This is a genomic window from Novosphingobium soli (assembly GCF_042432915.1).
Lineage (GTDB): Bacteria > Pseudomonadota > Alphaproteobacteria > Sphingomonadales > Sphingomonadaceae > Novosphingobium > Novosphingobium soli.
This window is the reverse complement of record NZ_JBHLWK010000002.1, coordinates 1-14,102: the sequence shown is the minus strand read 5'-3', so window position 1 is coordinate 14,102 and position 14,102 is coordinate 1. Positions and strand designations below refer to the sequence as shown.

The window sequence follows — 14,102 nt, the reverse complement described above, 5'->3', positions numbered from 1 at the left end:
ATCCCCTCCGTCAGCGCTGACGCGCGCCACCTCCACGAGCAAGTTCGGGGAGGATCGCGCAGCGGGTGGTGGAGGGGTAAAGCCCCGCTACATCACCACGCATCGCCGGCCATGGCTCGCCTCGCCTGAGGGCGGGACGCGCGAGCGGGCGATCGTCTTGGTCTGCGCCGCGTTCATGTCGATGATCTGCGACTGCAGGCACTTGCACTCGAAGGTCACCGCGTTGCCCAGCGAGCGCGCGATCACGTGGTAGCCGTAGGCGCGCTCCTGCGCCTGGGCGAGATCGTAGACCTTGATCTCTCCCCGGAAGGCCAGCGCTTTCCAGATCGCCGCCAGCAGCGTCCCGCCGTCCGCAGGGTCGTAGGTGAGGCCGCTCGTGTTGATCGACCCGTCCGGGCCGGTGCCCCACTTTTCCACCCAGCCCACCACCCATACGGCCAGGGGATTGGAGCCGATCCTGGCGAACTGCCGGAGGCAGCGCTTCACCTCGTCCGGCTTGGAGTACGGGATGAGGTGCGCGCCGGCGAGCATCGCCTGCCCATCGCGTTCGACCAGGCAGGTGATCGAAATGCAGATCGCCAGGCCGTGGTAGGTGATCATGGCAGGGTCGGTGCCTATCCACTGGGTCGGCTGGCCCTCGGCGTCCTCCCGGTCGTGGTTGCTGCTCAGGATGATCGGCATGCCTGTCCCCTCCGCCGGAGGGGCCACAAGGGGCAGCGCCTCGTCGCCGCGATGGTACAGCAAGGCACGCGCCGCGCAAAGGCGCGCGAAGACGGTCAGAGCCGGACGACGACCTTGCCGGTGCTCCGCCCGGTCAGCATCCGCTCGTAGGCGGCGAGCACGTTCTCCAGACCCTGCGTCTCGTCGAACCGCACCGCCAGCGTGCCGGCATCGAGCCAGGCCCGCAGCTGCGGCATGAACTCGGCTCCGCGCTCGAGGAAGTCGGGGATGAAGAAGCCCTCGATGCGCAGCCTGCGCATCAGCACCTGATCAAAGCGCGCCGGTCCCGGCAGCGGTGCATCGGTATCGTAGCCGGCGATCATGCCGCACACGGCGACCCGGCCGTAATGCGCCATGTTCGGCAGCACCGCGTCGAGGATCGGTCCACCCACGTTGTCGAAGAAGGCGTTGACCCCGCCCGTCACCTGCGCCAGCCGCGCCTCGACGTCCTCGCCCCGGTAGTCGATCGCGATCTCGACGCCGAGCTCCTCGGTCAGGTAGCGGCACTTCTCCGCGCCGCCCGCGATGCCGATCACCCGCGCCCCGAGATTGCGCCCCACCTGGCAGGCGAGGCTCCCCGTCGCCCCCGCCGCGGCCGAGACCGCCAGCCATTCGCCCGGCTGCACCGCCGCGACCTCCTTCACCCCGACGTAGGCGGTCCAGGCATTCATGCCGAGCGCGCCGAAGTGCTGGCGCGGGTCCGCCACCGTCTCGTCGACGATCTCCAGCCCGGTCAGCGCCGGCACCACCGTCGCCACGTTCGCCCACTGGCCGAAGCCGCGCACCAGCGCGCCTTCCGGATAGGCCGGGTCGGCGCTCGCGATCACGCGCCCGAGCACCAGGCCCACCATCTTCGCGCCCAGCGGCAGCGGGGGCTGGTAGCCGTCGGTGCGCGGGCTCATCCACATGCGGGTGCCCGCATCCATCGACAGCCACTCGACGGCGATGCGCACCTCTCCTGCGGCCAATGCGGGGCACTGCTCCTCGTGGAGGCTGAGGAAGCGGGCGAACTCGGTGTTCCCCTCGGGGTGGCGGTCGAGCCGCCAGTAACGGCACAGGGTCAATTCAGGTCTCCTCCCCCGGACCCTCGCCCGCGGCGGCGGCACCGCCACCTGTGCAAACGAATAGGGCTATCCGTTTGCACAGGCGGCCTGCCCGGCGGCGCGGGTCTACGCGGGACGCAATAATGATGACACGGGAGGTGTTCTGAAATGCGAGTCCCCAAATCCGTCCTGCTCGTCTCCACGGCGCTGACGATCTTCGCGGCGCCCGCGATGGCGCAGGAAACCCCGCCGGCGGCGACCGCGCCCGACGACACCGCCCAGACGGGCGGCCTCAACGACATCATCGTCACCGCCCGCAAGCGGCAGGAGACCGTGCAGGACGTGCCCGTCGCCGTCACCGCGATCTCGGCCGAGCAGATCGCCACGCGCGACGTCACCAGCGTCGAGAAGATCACCGCCATCGCCCCGCAGTTCAGCGTCGGGCGCGCCTCCAACGGTTCGGGCGCGCAGCTCACCCTGCGCGGCATCGGCTCGTCCTCGACCTCCATCGGCATCGAGCAGTCGGTCGCGGTCGTGGTCGACGGGGCCTACTACGGCCAGGGCCGCGTCATCAACGAAGGCTTCTTCGACCTCGCCCGGGTGGAGGTGCTGAAGGGCCCGCAGGCGCTGTTCTTCGGCAAGAACGCGACCGCCGGCGTGATCTCGATCACCACCGCCGACCCGACCGCGGCGCCCGAGTTCATGATCAAGGGCGGCTACGAGTTCCGCAGCGAGCAGTACCGCATCGAAGGCTATGCCTCGATGCCGCTGACCGAAACGCTCGGCTTCCGCCTGGCCGCCCGCTACACCAAGATGGACGGCGGCTACTATCGCAACATCGCCGACGACATCACCTATACCGAAGTCGACGCCGCCACTGGCGCCCTGACCTCGCATCTCGCCACCCCCGCCGACCGCAAGGCGCCGGGCGAAGAGGAATTCCTCGCCCGCGCCACGCTGAAGTGGGAGCCGACCGATCGCCTGACGGTCAGCCTCAAGGGCAGCGTCGACGTCAGCAAGGTCAACAACGCCTCGTGGAACTACGTCGCCTTCCGCTGCGGCAACGGCGAGACCTCCCAGCTCAACGGCTATGCCTGCGACCGCGACTTCGTCAGCCACCAGAACAACATGCCGGCCGACATCGCCGCGACCTACCCCTATGCGAAGAGCGACGGGTCGCTGTACAACAAGTACCGCTCCGCCGGCGGCACGCTCAACGTTACCTACGACGCGGACCTGCTGCAGATCTCCTCGGTCACCAACTACCAGTGGAACAACAACCGCTGGACCTGTGCCTGCGACTTCCAGTCCGGCGGCAGCGAAAACGGCATCGGCCCCACCTGGGCGACCGAGAACTCCTCGTGGGAGGCCTTCAGCCAGGAGCTGCGTGCGCTGACGCAGTTCGACGGCCCGTTCAACATGATGCTGGGCATGCTCTACCAGAAGACGCAGCGTGACTTCGACCAGTTCGTCCTGACCGGCGGCGTCTCCAACTCGGCCGCGCCGGAAGGCTACCAGTACGTCACCTCGGCCAAGGACAGCTTCACCAAGGGTGAGACGATGGCGGTCTTCGGACAGCTGACCTACAAGATCCTGCCCGATCTCGAACTGGCGGGCGGCGTGCGCTACAGCGACGAGACCAAGAACAGCTTCTTCACCCAGCCCTACAACAACCCGCTGCTGACCAGCGTCTTCCGCGACCAGGACGATCCGGACGGCCTGGGCGAAGTGAGCGCGCGCCAGCATTTCCGCAACTGGTCGCCCGAAGCCACGCTGACCTGGAAGCCGACCGCCGACCTCATGGTCTACGGCGCGTACAAGACCGCCTACAAGTCCGGCGGCTTCTCCAACGGCGGCATCAACTCCAAGCTGTCGACCGATCCGACCGCGGACCTGACCTTCGATCCCGAGAAGGCCGAGGGCTTCGAGATCGGCTTCAAGTCCACGCTGCTGGCGAACCAGCTGCGCTTCAACGTCACCGCGTTCAACTACAAGTACAAGAACCTGCAGGTGGACTTCTTCAACTCGCCGATCTTCGCCTTCCAGACGTTGACTGCCGATGCCCGTACCAAGGGCGTGGAAGTGGAGTTCCAGTTCGCCCCCAACGGAATCCCGGGCTTCGACCTGCACGGCTCGATCAACTACGACAAGGCGCGCTACACCGACTTCCCGCTTGCCCCCTGCTACGCCGGGCAGACTCCGGCCGAGGGCTGCAACCTGGCCGGCAACAGCCGCCAGGACCTGTCCGGAACGCGGCTGTCGGTGGCGCCGAGGTGGACCGGAAACCTCGGCCTCAACTACGAGATGGCGGTGGGCGCGGCGAACAAGCTGGGCTTCAACGTCGATGCCAAGTACTCGGGAAGCTATCTCGCTTCGGGCTTCGGCAACCCGCTGTCGCGCCAGGACGAATACGTCACGCTCGATGCCGGCATCCGCTTCGGCGCCGAGGACGACAACTGGCAGTTCGCCGTCATCGGCAAGAACCTGACCAACCAGTTCTACGTGACCGGCGTGGTCGATGGTCCCTCGACCGGCGGCGGCACCGGCACCGCGGGAGGCATCAAGGCCGACCAGCTCGGCTTCGGCACCCTGCCCCGCACGGTGATGGTCGAGCTGACGAAGCGGTTCTGATCGGACGGGAAAAGGGGGCGGCGCGCCGGCGTCCGCCCCCTTTTTCGTACCCCTTGCCGCTACACCCCCCTGGGCGCGTGCTGGCGGTGGATGTTGCGGAAGGAGCGGCTCTGGAACAGCCAGCGTCCCTCGACCTTGACGCACGTGTCCTCATAGACGCCGCGGTCGCGCATGGTGACGCCGTCGTGGTCGTAGACCTCCGAGGTGTAGCTGCGCATCGTTGCGCGGTCCCCCTCGACCGCGATCGAACCGGGCCAGGCCTCGAACATGATGCCGGGGTAGGCCTTCATCGCCTCGATCCACATCGCCACGATCGCCTCGCGGCCCTTGGTGGTGCCGAGCTCCGGGTAGTCGGGCAGCGACCACTCGGCGTCCTGTGCCCAGGTGGCGCCCCAATCCTGCGCATCGCGGCGCGTGACCGCGTCGGCATAGGTCTCCAGCAGCTCACGGATGGCGAGGCGGTCCTCGAACGGGCCGGTGAAAGGCATCAGGCATTCTCCCAGGTTTGGCGACGGATCGCTTGTCGGGCCGATGCTAGGCCCTGCCGCGCGCGGCGGAACCTGTGCCTTGTGCGAGGACGGTGCGAGGACGGTGCGAGGCTCCCATGCTCCGACAAGCTCAGCATGAGCGGAGGTGGGGAGTGCGGGGGCCAAGCGGCCCGACCCGCCTGCGTCGATCCCGGCCCACCCCCAAGCCCGCGCAGCCTGAGCTTGTCGAAGGCCCTGAGCCCCAGCGCCCGTCAGGCCCCGACCGGCCGCTCCTGAGGTCCGGGCGGCAAGTCCGGCACGGCAACCTCGATGATCCCGTCGACCACGCGCACGGGAAAGCTCCGCAGGTCCGCGTAGGCACCGCCGATGCAGCGCCCGGTCGCCGCTTCGAAGCGCGCGCCGTGAAGCGGGCACATGATCGCGCCCCTCCGGATGCGGCCGGGCGAGAGCAGCGCGGCCTGGTGGGTGCAGCGGTCGTTCACCGCGCTGTAGCCGTCCTCCACGCGCACCACCAGCACGCTCCACCCCCCGAGCAGCGCGGCGATCTTGCCGTCGTCGGGGAACTCGCTTTCGGCGACCAGCGCCTGGTATGTCTCAGTCATCGTGCGGTGCGATCCGAAGGAACTCGTGTCAGATGCGGACCAGCGTCTTGCCGATGGTGCGGCCGGACATCAGGTCAATGAAGGCGGCGGGCAGGTTCTCGAAGCCGTCGCGCAGGTTGGCCAGCGGGCGCAGCTTGCCGTTTGCCATCCACTGGTCCAGCTCGGCCTGCGCCTGTGCCAGCACGTCGGGATAGTCGTAGGTGATGAAACCCTGCATCCTGATGCGGTTGACCACCAGCTGCCACAGCGTGCGCACGCCGTGGGGATGGTCGGCATCGTTGTACTGCCCGATCATGCCGCAGACCGCGACACGCCCGTGCAGCCGCATCAACGGCAGGATCGCCTCCAGCATCTCGCCGCCGACGTTGTCGAAGTAGACGTCCACGCCCTTGGGCGCGGCCCGCGCGATCTCCGCCGCGATATCGGGCGTGGCGCGGTAGTCGATGGCATGGTCGAAGCCGAGCTCGCGGATCACGCGGGCCTTCTCCGGCGAACCGACCAGCCCGACCACCTTGCAGCCCCGCGCCTTGGCGATCTGCCCGACGGTGGACCCGGTGGCGCCGGCCGCGGCGCTGACCACCACCGTCTCCCCCGGCTTCGCCTCGCCCACGGCGAACAGCCCGACCCAGGCCGTCAGCCCGACGGGCCCCAGCGCGCCCATGTAGTGGTGCAGTTCGGTGCCGGGTTGCTGCTGCACCGTCTCCAGCCCCCAGCTCTCGCCGGAGAGAACGTAATGATCCTGCCAGGTGGCGAAGGCCCGCACGAACGTACCGACCGGATAGTCGGGATTGTTGGACTGCACCACCTCGCCCAGCGACATGCCGTTGATCGGCGCGCCCAGTGCCACCGGCTCGATGTAGCTCGGCCGGTCGTCGAGGAACCCGCGGATGGCCGGGTCCACCGACCCCACCCGCATCGCCACGAGGAACTCGCCCTCGCCCGGCTGGGGCATCTCGGCCTCCGTGAGCTGGAAGTCTTCCGGCACCGGCATGCCCAGCGGCCGCCGCGCCAGCACGATCTGTCTGACCTTTCCCATGGCCGCCTGCTTACCCGCGCCGGGGCGCTTCGGAAGGCTGGTCTAAACGCTAGGTTTGCGCAGGGGCTCGCTATGGTCAACTCGCCGCCAGAACAGACCAGGAGCAGGATCCGTGAGCATGACCCCCGAAGAGATCACCGACCTCGTCGACCGACTCTACGCCGCGGCGGGCGCGGGGGACTGGGAGAGCGCCAACGCCCTGCTGACCGATGACTTCGTCGCCCATGAATCCGAGGCGCTGCCGATGGCGGGCGCCTACGCGGGCAAGACCGGCCTCCAGGATCTCTTCGCCCGGGTCATGGGCATCGTCGATGTCGCCGGGCTCGAGCGCAGCGACCTGCTGACCGGCGAGAACAGCGCCATCGCCGTCCTGACCATGCGCTTCGCAGATCCCGCTCTCAAGCCTGCCGAGCTTTGCGAGATGTTCCGGTTCCGCGACGGCCTGTGCTGCGAGATCAAGCCGTTCTACTACGACCCTGCGGTATTCCACCAGGCTGCGGCAGCCAAGGCGAGCGCTGGCGCCGAGGCCTGAGGCCGGCGCCCCCGCCCGGGAGCGCGCACGGCCCTCGTCCCGTCCCGGGCTCGGTAGGCTATCCCTCGGCCGGCGGCGTCTTGCCCTTGCTGCGCGCGACCAGTGCGTCCCACGTGGCCCAATCGATCGCGCGTCCCGGATAGGCCACGTTGCCGAAGGGCCATTCCGTCCGAACCCAGCCGACGACCCATTCGTAGAGCCGGGCGTCGAACCCGGCATCGTATTGCGCCTGGGTCACCCACATCCGGACGACCGCATCGTAGCCCTGGACCGGGCTTGGCGCCACGTAGACGCAGCCCAGTTCCCGGCTGCCGTCGGGGGTGAGCACGGCATAAGCAAAGGATTCGCGCTTGCGGAAGCGGGCTTCCTCAGCCTCCATGTCGCGCATGGCGTCAGCCTCGGATATCCCCGGATGCGGCCACTGGGTGCTGCGCGTGAACGTCTTCTGCAAGTGCGCGATGGACGACATGTAAGCGGCGTAATCGATCTTCGCCTGCGCCGGTCCTAGCGGGACGACCCTGAAACGCGGCGTTTCCACGAGCGTCGGAACGTCGAAGTCGGCCGGAACGAAGGACGCACTGGGTGCCGGCTTCGCCTTCGGCGCGGAGTCCGCGACCGTCTGCGCGCTTGCTGTAGGCCGGCGCTTCTGCGTGCGCCGTCCCTCCCGCCAGGAGGAGCATCGCCGCCGTCAACCCCGCGCCCGGTTTCCTCATACCCACCATGCTCCGCTCCTCAAGGCCCCTCCTTGTCCGGACACCACGGACGAAGCCGGCTTGGACGCGGCCTCTACCGCGAAAGCAGCAGCGCAGCCTAGATGCCCTCGATTCATGGTCCGCATAGATCGGATCTATGAGCGTCCTGGCTCCGCCAGCCTGCCAACTTGTTCAGCAGGGGGCGATTGGAATTGTCATATACGACGCAAATAGGGAGCGGTGATAAACCCCACCCGGGCGTAAATCCCGGGTGGGGCTTATAGTCAGCGTTGGGCTGTCATCGCGTTCTGGATCTTTTCCATGACCTGATCGATCGAGAAGCTTGCTGCTTTCTGCGCCGGAGGGAATTCGACGAGAGTCTTGAGGAAATCACCCACGATGCCTTGTGCCGGGACACAGAGGAACGAGTGATTGAGCACGAAATCCCAGTAAGTGTTCGACGTGATATCCGCGCGCTCATATGGGTCCGTGCGCAGGTTGAACATCTTGGGCACGCGCAACTCCACGAAGGGTTCGGCCCATACACCCATCGTTCCCCGCAAGCGCTGCTCCAGGAACACCAGCTTCCAGTTGTCGTAACGCAGCGCGACGACGTCACCATCGTCGTTGAAGTAGATGAAACCCGGACGCGGGCTCTCCTGCGCCTCACCTGTCAGGTAGTCGCTGAGGTCGTAACCGTCGAGGTGTGCCTTGTAGTCGATCCCGTCGAGTTGCGCGCCCGCCTTCAGGTTCTCCTTCACGTCGCCCGCGCCGGCGAAAGTGGCCAGCGTCGGAAACCAATCAAGGTGCGAGACAATGCCGTTGCATACGGTGCCCGCGTCGATCCTGCCTGGGAACCGCACGAGTGCCGGCACCCGGTAGGCGCCCTCCCAGTTGGTGTTTTTCTCACTGCGGAACGGCGTCGTTCCAGCGTCAGGCCAAGAGTTCTGATGCGGGCCGTTGTCGGTCGAGTACATGACGAAAGTGTCGTCCGTCAGGCCGAGTTCGTCGATCAAGTCGAGCATTTCGCCGATGTTGAGATCGTGGTCGATCATGACGTCATGATATTCCGACTGCCATCGCCCGGACTGACCGAGACTGGAATCCTTGGCGTGGGTGCGGAAGTGCATATGGCTGGTATTGAACCAGACGAAGAAGGGTTCGTCTGCTTCGGCGGCCGCCTTGATGAACGTCTTCGCACCCGCAAGGAACTCCTCGTCAATCGTCTTCATACGTTCCTTGGTCAGCGGCCCGGTGTTCTCGATCTTCTGGCCGCCCTTGCCGTCGGCCCAGCAATGCATCACCCCGCGAGGACCGTAGTTCTTCTGGAAATCGGGAAAATCCTTGGCCGGGGGATAATCGCGCAGCTCAGGCTCCTCCTCGGCATTGAGGTGATAGAGATTGCCGAAAAACTCGTCGAAGCCGTGGACTGTCGGTAGGTGCTCGTCTCGATCGCCGAGGTGGTTCTTACCGAACTGGCCGGTGCGATATCCCTGATCCTTGAGCATTCGCGCGATGGTGGGGATTTCCGCCCTCATGCCGAGTTCCGCGCCTGGGAGGCCCACCTTGGTAAGGCCGGTGCGGATACCCGCCTGCCCGGTGATGAACGAGGCACGCCCCGCAGTGCAGCTCTGCTCGGCGTAGTAGTCGGTGAACATCACACCTTCCTTGGCTAGCCGGTCGATGTTCGGCGTCTTGTATCCCATGACGCCGTGCGAGTAGCAACTCAGGTTGTGCTGCCCGATGTCGTCTCCCCAGAGGATGAGAATGTTGGGCTTCTTGGCAGGCATCGGCCGTTCCTCTTCTGCAAGCGTGGACAGGATCGAATCCCGTTTCCATCATTCCGCAGAACCATGTCGGAGGAATCGCACACTGGGCATGGGGGGTTACCCTCAGTTCGACGGCAGGGACTCCGGACCGGTCGCTGATCGTCTCCTCCGCCGCGCGAGGTCGTCAGAACCGATAGCCGAGACGAACCTCGATCTTCCAGTCGTAAGGGGCGACATCATGGGTCGAGATGACCTTGGTGGCCGCCTCGACCGACAGGATGGTCCGCCCCCACTCCTTGCCGACCTCCACGTCGACCGGCACAAACAGGCCATCCCTCCGAAAATCGTAGCGGATGTCGTTGCTGGGAAAGATCGACAGGTACATGTCGTGGGGCAGACCGATCTCGAGATTGGGCGACAGTTGCAGTTCACTGACGTTGGTGCGATCCCGGCCGCCGCCGAAGCTGGCGCGATAGCGTGCGACGAATTGAAGGAAGCTCCCTTCCGGCAGTTCGTCCAGAGACCAGCGGTAGCCCGCCATCGGCAAAATCTGCCACTGTCCACGGCCGAGAGGCGTGTCGCCGGTCGGTGCGCGCACCTGGAGGCCCACGCCCCAGGCCTTCCCCGTTCCGCCGTCGTGGACCACGACTGCCTGCATCCGCACGTCGCCGAGGCCGGCTCTCGAACCCTCGGCACGACTCTTGTCGATGACGAGGGGAATTTCCACCCGCAGGTTGAGACGCCAGTCCGTCGCGATGACCTGCGGCCGGTCGTGCCGTAGCGTGAAGGTGGCGGTGCGCCCGTCCTCCTCGTCGGCGACTTCGGTGCGCAGCTCGATGCGTCGCAGCGGACGGGTGATATCAAGGCCGCTGACCGAACCTTGGTCCGCCTCCTGGCTTTGGGCTCGGCCGGAGGCCATGCCCAGCGTCGATGCGGCTAGGCAGAGCGCAGTCCAGCGGGCTTGCCGTGTCATGAAACGAGCCAGACCCGGGCGCCACCTAGTCGGCGGCGTTCCTGAAGCTGAAGGTCGCCACTTTCGACCGGACCATGAGCGTGCGCTCATCGGAGGAGAAGCCGTATGTGTTGCCGCCGGGAAGCCCTGTGCGCAGCAGGCTTTCGATCTCTGCGTCAGGACAGGCCATCCTGGTCGACCGGATCTCACCGATGCGCAGGACGTGCCGCATCAGCGATGCCGACCATCCGGCGGTGCCGGAGTTGCATCCCAGCTGCAGCCGTGCATCGTCATGCACGACGAACTCTATGGTGTACCGCGCCGATTGCTGCGGCGTCAGGTTGGTGGTTTGCTCACCCTTCCGGATCGACACGAGTTGCCAAGTCGGACCGATCAGGGTGCTTTCGCGCGAAGCCGTCTCGTTCATAGAGGCGCAGCCAGCGATCGCCAGAAGCACTGCCACGCTGCCGGACATCTGGCGCAGATGGAGGCGGGATTTCATTCGACTGTCTCCGGTTCGAGGCGCTGCAGTACCGGGCCGCCACAGGGGGGGTGCCAATCGGCGGCCCGGCGGCCGGGGCGCCACGCTGCGGACGCGCGCCGTCGGCCATCTGCAACGAAGTTTCCGTCCCTGACCGCGCAGTTGAATGAACGGTGGGGCCGGTATCCCCGGTGGCGATTGGGTCCGGCCCGCATCATACAATCGCATCCGGCGTGTTGAGGGCCAATCGGGGTAACGCCTGAGTTTTGCATGCAAGACTTACTACGCCCGATCTGGCTCGATCTCAGGCGATCACTGCTCCGGCCGCGGTGTGGCTGTCCTTGCCACGCGGTCGAAGCTCCCGGCGGGGTTCTGCCGCATCATCTCCAGCAGCAGTTCCATCGGCTTCTGGGTCTCGACGATACCCCCGGAATTGGGCCGATCGATGTCGATCACGAGAAGCAGAGAGCCGCCGAACAGGATGAGAAGCAAGGACGCGGTGGTCCGACCGCGGCGACCCACGAGCACATAGCCGAGCACGCCTGCAGCGATCATCTGATACACCACCAGGAGCACGAAGACCTCCATCGGTACGTGCGAACGACGCGATTGCTGGCGGGCAGCGTCCATGTCGATCATCTCGTTCATGGTGGTCAGGTACGAACCCGAAAACGGGCGCGTCTCGATCGAGGGAAATGCGGCCACGGTCGCTTGCCAAAGCTCCACGATCATGGCGTCGCTCGTGGCAAGGCGAACCTCCTGATCGGCGCCGACCTGCTTGCGGGCGAGTTCCACCCTGTTCTGCGTGTAAGCGATCAGCAGACGGCTTAGTCGCGTGCGGTGAGGCTCATCCAGCAACTGCGTGCGCAGATAGGTCGTTCCGATCGCGTTCGCCTCCTGCAGTACCACGGCGCGGCGGGTATCGTAGCGGTCGATCGCCAATGCGAAGGTGAAGCCGACCAGGAGTGCCAGAAGCCCCATCACCGAGGATACCACATAGCCTTCCTCGTTATGCGATCTCTCCGCATCCGAATCGACAAAGCGCTTGCGCAGCTTCGCACCCGCGAACGCAGCTATCAGCATGCCAAGGTATATCACGATACCGATTGCCCATATCGGTGCCGTCAGAAGCCACTGCCCCAGTTCAGACATCCGTCTCTCCTTCGCGTACAAGGGCACGGTGTTGAGAAAGCGCTATTGTTTGAATCGGTAGAAACCCGCTAGTCAGCGGCGGAGGACCCGGGCCTGGTGCGGTGTCGCGAACACGGGGGCCGAGGAATGCAGGGGTTGGGGGTAGCGACCGCGCCTTTGAGGGGCAATCCCGATAGCGTCCCGCCCCGATGTGACGATCATTCGGCGGTGACGTTTGCCGCAGGTTGCTGCCGAGCGGCTCAGGAGGGGAAATGAGCAGTCCAGTTCGACGCATTGTTCTGGCGGACGACCACGAGGCGATCAGGTTGGGGGTGCGCGCAGTCCTCTCCGCTCACCCGGACTGGCGGATCGTCGGCGAGGCTTCGGATGGCCGGGAGGCGCTGGAGACGATCCGGTCGGTCAGGCCCGACATCGCGATCCTCGACTACTCCTTGCCGATGATGAACGGGCTGGAACTGACCCGGGCGATCAAGAAGGAACTGCCGCGTACCGAAGTCCTGATCTTCACGATGCATGACCGCGAAGACGTCCTCGCCGAACTGCTGACGGCGGGCGCGCGCGGCTATCTCCTCAAGTCGGACGCCAGCAAGCACCTCATCGCCGCGGTGGAAGCGCTGTCGATCCGGCGCCCCTACTTCTCCGGAAACGTGTCGCAGACATTGCTTGACCGCTTCGTGGAGATGGCCGCGAAGGAAACCTCGGCGACCGCGCTGACCCCGCGCGAGCGCGAGATCCTGCAGCTGATCGCGGAAGGGCGACTGAACAAGGAAATCGCGGCGATCCTGGGCTTGTCGATCAAGACGGTCGAAACCCACCGCGCCGCGGCGATGCACAAGCTGGATCTGAAAAGCACCGCCGATCTCGTACGCTATGCCGTGCGCAACAACATCATCGAGCCTTGATCGGCCACTCTCCCGGTCCCCGGCAAGCGACCGCGCAGTTTACCTCAGGGCAAGTACCGAGAGGGTTCTTGACGAAGGCCGATACCGCGGTCCCCCGTTCGAACAAGCTGATGCGGATCTTGCCGCCGACGTTTTCCATTCGTTCGGTCATGGATCGCAGCCCAACCCCGAGGCTGCCCTCGATGGCGTCCTTCGCCCCCAGGCCCACGCCGAAGTCCCGCACCCGCAGGCACAGCCAATTGCACGTGCAATGCAGGCGAACCTCGGCCCGGTCCGACTTGCTGTGCTTGAACACGTTCATGAGCGCTTCCTGGGCGATGCGCAGAACGGCCAGCTCCATTTCCGGCAGCAGTCCCTCACGGTAGCCCACGGCCTTGAACGACATCGCGATGCCGGTCCTGGCGGACATGCCGAGTGTCAGGGCCTCCAGCGCACCGACCAGCCCGTACTTCTCGAGCTCGGGTGGATGGAGGATGTAGGAGAGGCATCGCATCTGCTCCTGCAAGCGGACGACGACGTGGCGGGCGTCGATGCCGGGCGGGAGCGCATGGGTGTCATGCAGCAACTTGAGGGCGAAATCGAGTTCGAGCAAGAGCTGCGCGGTCGTGTCGTGCAACTCGCGGGCGATCTGTCGTCGCTCTTCGTTCCGCGCGCGCAACACGCGCAGATTGATCGGATCGTTTCCCAGGTGGGCGTGCCGACCGGGAGGAGAGCCCTTTCGGCGCCTGGCGTCAGCAAACGCGTGTCCTTTTACGGAATGCATATATCCCCCAATTCGCCGAGGCGAAATCTGGATGGGTCATGCCCAACTCTGCTCTGTTGTCCCGATGTGAGATTAGGGAATTACTTTTGCAAACGCAACAAAAAATCACGCGATTATTCAGTATTTTACGTCATTATCGTTCGCTAATTCAATTATATATCTTATGTAAGTTTTTGAACACCTGAATAGCGCGACCTCAATACGCATCGAAATCCGACGTGACTTGTCGAGGTATCGACGGGCTGTGCGTGCCGCGCTGCCGGCCTGTAGCGCCGGCAGTAATTGGGCGCGCAAAGATGCGATTGTTGATTGCCACTGAGAAGTGACCCGGGAAGGCTA

14 protein-coding genes and 1 pseudogene are annotated in these 14,102 nt (G+C 65.5%); 3 read left to right on the top strand and 12 right to left on the bottom strand.

Features of this window, described 5'->3' with window-relative positions:
* Window positions 1-87: 87 nt before the first annotated feature.
* Window positions 88-681 carry a hypothetical protein gene (locus ACFFJC_RS01060; protein ID WP_379485726.1) on the bottom strand — a complete coding sequence of 198 codons (594 nt, stop codon included), beginning with the start codon at window positions 679-681 and terminating at the stop codon, window positions 88-90.
* A 95-nt stretch (window positions 682-776) separates the two neighbouring features.
* The gene (locus tag ACFFJC_RS01055) at window positions 777-1,784 is read right to left on the bottom strand and encodes an NADP-dependent oxidoreductase (protein ID WP_379485725.1); all 1,008 of its coding nucleotides are present in this window, start codon (window positions 1,782-1,784) and stop codon (window positions 777-779) included.
* A 147-nt stretch (window positions 1,785-1,931) separates the two neighbouring features.
* Between ACFFJC_RS01055 and ACFFJC_RS01050 the strand changes: the two genes are divergently transcribed.
* Entirely contained in the window at window positions 1,932-4,394 is a 2,463-nt protein-coding gene (locus ACFFJC_RS01050; RefSeq protein ID WP_379485724.1) for a TonB-dependent receptor, read from the top strand.
* A 59-nt stretch (window positions 4,395-4,453) separates the two neighbouring features.
* Here the strand turns inward: ACFFJC_RS01050 and ACFFJC_RS01045 are convergent, their stop codons facing one another.
* From ACFFJC_RS01045 to ACFFJC_RS01035, 3 genes are all read right to left on the bottom strand, one after another.
* Window positions 4,454-4,882 (bottom strand): nuclear transport factor 2 family protein, encoded by a 429-nt coding sequence (locus tag ACFFJC_RS01045; RefSeq protein ID WP_379485723.1) that lies wholly within the window; start codon window positions 4,880-4,882, stop codon window positions 4,454-4,456.
* Window positions 4,883-5,133: 251 nt separating this feature from the next.
* Window positions 5,134-5,484, bottom strand: a complete 351-nt coding sequence (locus ACFFJC_RS01040; protein WP_379485722.1) for a Rieske (2Fe-2S) protein — start codon at window positions 5,482-5,484, stop codon at window positions 5,134-5,136.
* A 28-nt stretch (window positions 5,485-5,512) separates the two neighbouring features.
* Window positions 5,513-6,520 carry an NADP-dependent oxidoreductase gene (locus ACFFJC_RS01035; RefSeq protein WP_379485721.1) on the bottom strand — a complete coding sequence of 336 codons (1,008 nt, stop codon included), beginning with the start codon at window positions 6,518-6,520 and terminating at the stop codon, window positions 5,513-5,515.
* Window positions 6,521-6,638: 118 nt separating this feature from the next.
* On the opposite strand from ACFFJC_RS01035, the gene ACFFJC_RS01030 reads away from it, so the two are divergent.
* Window positions 6,639-7,052 carry a nuclear transport factor 2 family protein gene (locus tag ACFFJC_RS01030; protein WP_379485786.1) on the top strand — a complete coding sequence of 138 codons (414 nt, stop codon included), beginning with the start codon at window positions 6,639-6,641 and terminating at the stop codon, window positions 7,050-7,052.
* A gap of 58 nt (window positions 7,053-7,110) precedes the next feature.
* Here ACFFJC_RS01030 and ACFFJC_RS01025 read toward each other — a convergent pair whose 3' ends face one another.
* The 5 genes from ACFFJC_RS01025 to ACFFJC_RS01005 form a co-directional block, all read right to left on the bottom strand.
* A complete protein-coding gene (locus tag ACFFJC_RS01025; protein ID WP_379485720.1) occupies window positions 7,111-7,521 on the bottom strand; it encodes a hypothetical protein in 411 nt (136 codons plus the stop codon).
* Window positions 7,522-8,028: 507 nt separating this feature from the next.
* Complete coding sequence (locus ACFFJC_RS01020) at window positions 8,029-9,534, bottom strand: arylsulfatase (protein ID WP_379485719.1); 1,506 nt, start codon at window positions 9,532-9,534, stop codon at window positions 8,029-8,031.
* A 163-nt stretch (window positions 9,535-9,697) separates the two neighbouring features.
* Window positions 9,698-10,432 (bottom strand): transporter, encoded by a 735-nt coding sequence (locus ACFFJC_RS01015; protein ID WP_379485718.1) that lies wholly within the window; start codon window positions 10,430-10,432, stop codon window positions 9,698-9,700.
* A gap of 79 nt (window positions 10,433-10,511) precedes the next feature.
* Window positions 10,512-10,967: an META domain-containing protein gene (locus ACFFJC_RS01010; RefSeq protein ID WP_379485717.1), complete on the bottom strand. Its 456-nt coding sequence runs from the start codon at window positions 10,965-10,967 to the stop codon at window positions 10,512-10,514.
* A gap of 291 nt (window positions 10,968-11,258) precedes the next feature.
* Window positions 11,259-12,098 (bottom strand): bestrophin-like domain, encoded by an 840-nt coding sequence (locus ACFFJC_RS01005; RefSeq protein WP_379485716.1) that lies wholly within the window; start codon window positions 12,096-12,098, stop codon window positions 11,259-11,261.
* A gap of 251 nt (window positions 12,099-12,349) precedes the next feature.
* Here ACFFJC_RS01005 and ACFFJC_RS01000 point away from each other — a divergent pair, with 251 nt between their 5' ends.
* Window positions 12,350-13,000 carry a response regulator gene (locus ACFFJC_RS01000; RefSeq protein ID WP_379485715.1) on the top strand — a complete coding sequence of 217 codons (651 nt, stop codon included), beginning with the start codon at window positions 12,350-12,352 and terminating at the stop codon, window positions 12,998-13,000.
* Here ACFFJC_RS01000 and ACFFJC_RS00995 read toward each other — a convergent pair.
* Both ACFFJC_RS00995 and ACFFJC_RS00990 read right to left on the bottom strand, forming a co-directional pair.
* Window positions 12,987-13,661 (bottom strand): sensor histidine kinase, encoded by a 675-nt coding sequence (locus ACFFJC_RS00995; RefSeq protein WP_379485714.1) that lies wholly within the window; start codon window positions 13,659-13,661, stop codon window positions 12,987-12,989. The two genes, ACFFJC_RS01000 and ACFFJC_RS00995, sit on opposite strands and share 14 nt — an antisense overlap.
* Before the next feature lie 263 nt (window positions 13,662-13,924).
* A pseudogene (locus ACFFJC_RS00990) lies at window positions 13,925-14,102 on the bottom strand (SUMF1/EgtB/PvdO family nonheme iron enzyme); the annotation flags it as partial.

What these genes read in the sequence shown, in the direction of transcription:
- ACFFJC_RS01060 (WP_379485726.1), bottom strand. Translation starts at nt 681, where the DNA reads ATGCCGATCATCCTGAGCAGCAACCACGACCGGGAGGACGCCGAGGGC.
- ACFFJC_RS01050 (WP_379485724.1), top strand. Translation starts at nt 1,932, where the DNA reads ATGCGAGTCCCCAAATCCGTCCTGCTCGTCTCCACGGCGCTGACGATC.
- ACFFJC_RS01045 (WP_379485723.1), bottom strand. Translation starts at nt 4,882, where the DNA reads ATGCCTTTCACCGGCCCGTTCGAGGACCGCCTCGCCATCCGTGAGCTG.
- ACFFJC_RS01040 (WP_379485722.1), bottom strand. Translation starts at nt 5,484, where the DNA reads ATGACTGAGACATACCAGGCGCTGGTCGCCGAAAGCGAGTTCCCCGAC.
- ACFFJC_RS01035 (WP_379485721.1), bottom strand. Translation starts at nt 6,520, where the DNA reads ATGGGAAAGGTCAGACAGATCGTGCTGGCGCGGCGGCCGCTGGGCATG.
- ACFFJC_RS01030 (WP_379485786.1), top strand. Translation starts at nt 6,639, where the DNA reads ATGACCCCCGAAGAGATCACCGACCTCGTCGACCGACTCTACGCCGCG.
- ACFFJC_RS01025 (WP_379485720.1), bottom strand. Translation starts at nt 7,521, where the DNA reads ATGTCGTCCATCGCGCACTTGCAGAAGACGTTCACGCGCAGCACCCAG.
- ACFFJC_RS01020 (WP_379485719.1), bottom strand. Translation starts at nt 9,534, where the DNA reads ATGCCTGCCAAGAAGCCCAACATTCTCATCCTCTGGGGAGACGACATC.
- ACFFJC_RS01015 (WP_379485718.1), bottom strand. Translation starts at nt 10,432, where the DNA reads ATGGCCTCCGGCCGAGCCCAAAGCCAGGAGGCGGACCAAGGTTCGGTC.
- ACFFJC_RS01010 (WP_379485717.1), bottom strand. Translation starts at nt 10,967, where the DNA reads ATGAAATCCCGCCTCCATCTGCGCCAGATGTCCGGCAGCGTGGCAGTG.
- ACFFJC_RS01005 (WP_379485716.1), bottom strand. Translation starts at nt 12,098, where the DNA reads ATGTCTGAACTGGGGCAGTGGCTTCTGACGGCACCGATATGGGCAATC.
- ACFFJC_RS01000 (WP_379485715.1), top strand. Translation starts at nt 12,350, where the DNA reads ATGAGCAGTCCAGTTCGACGCATTGTTCTGGCGGACGACCACGAGGCG.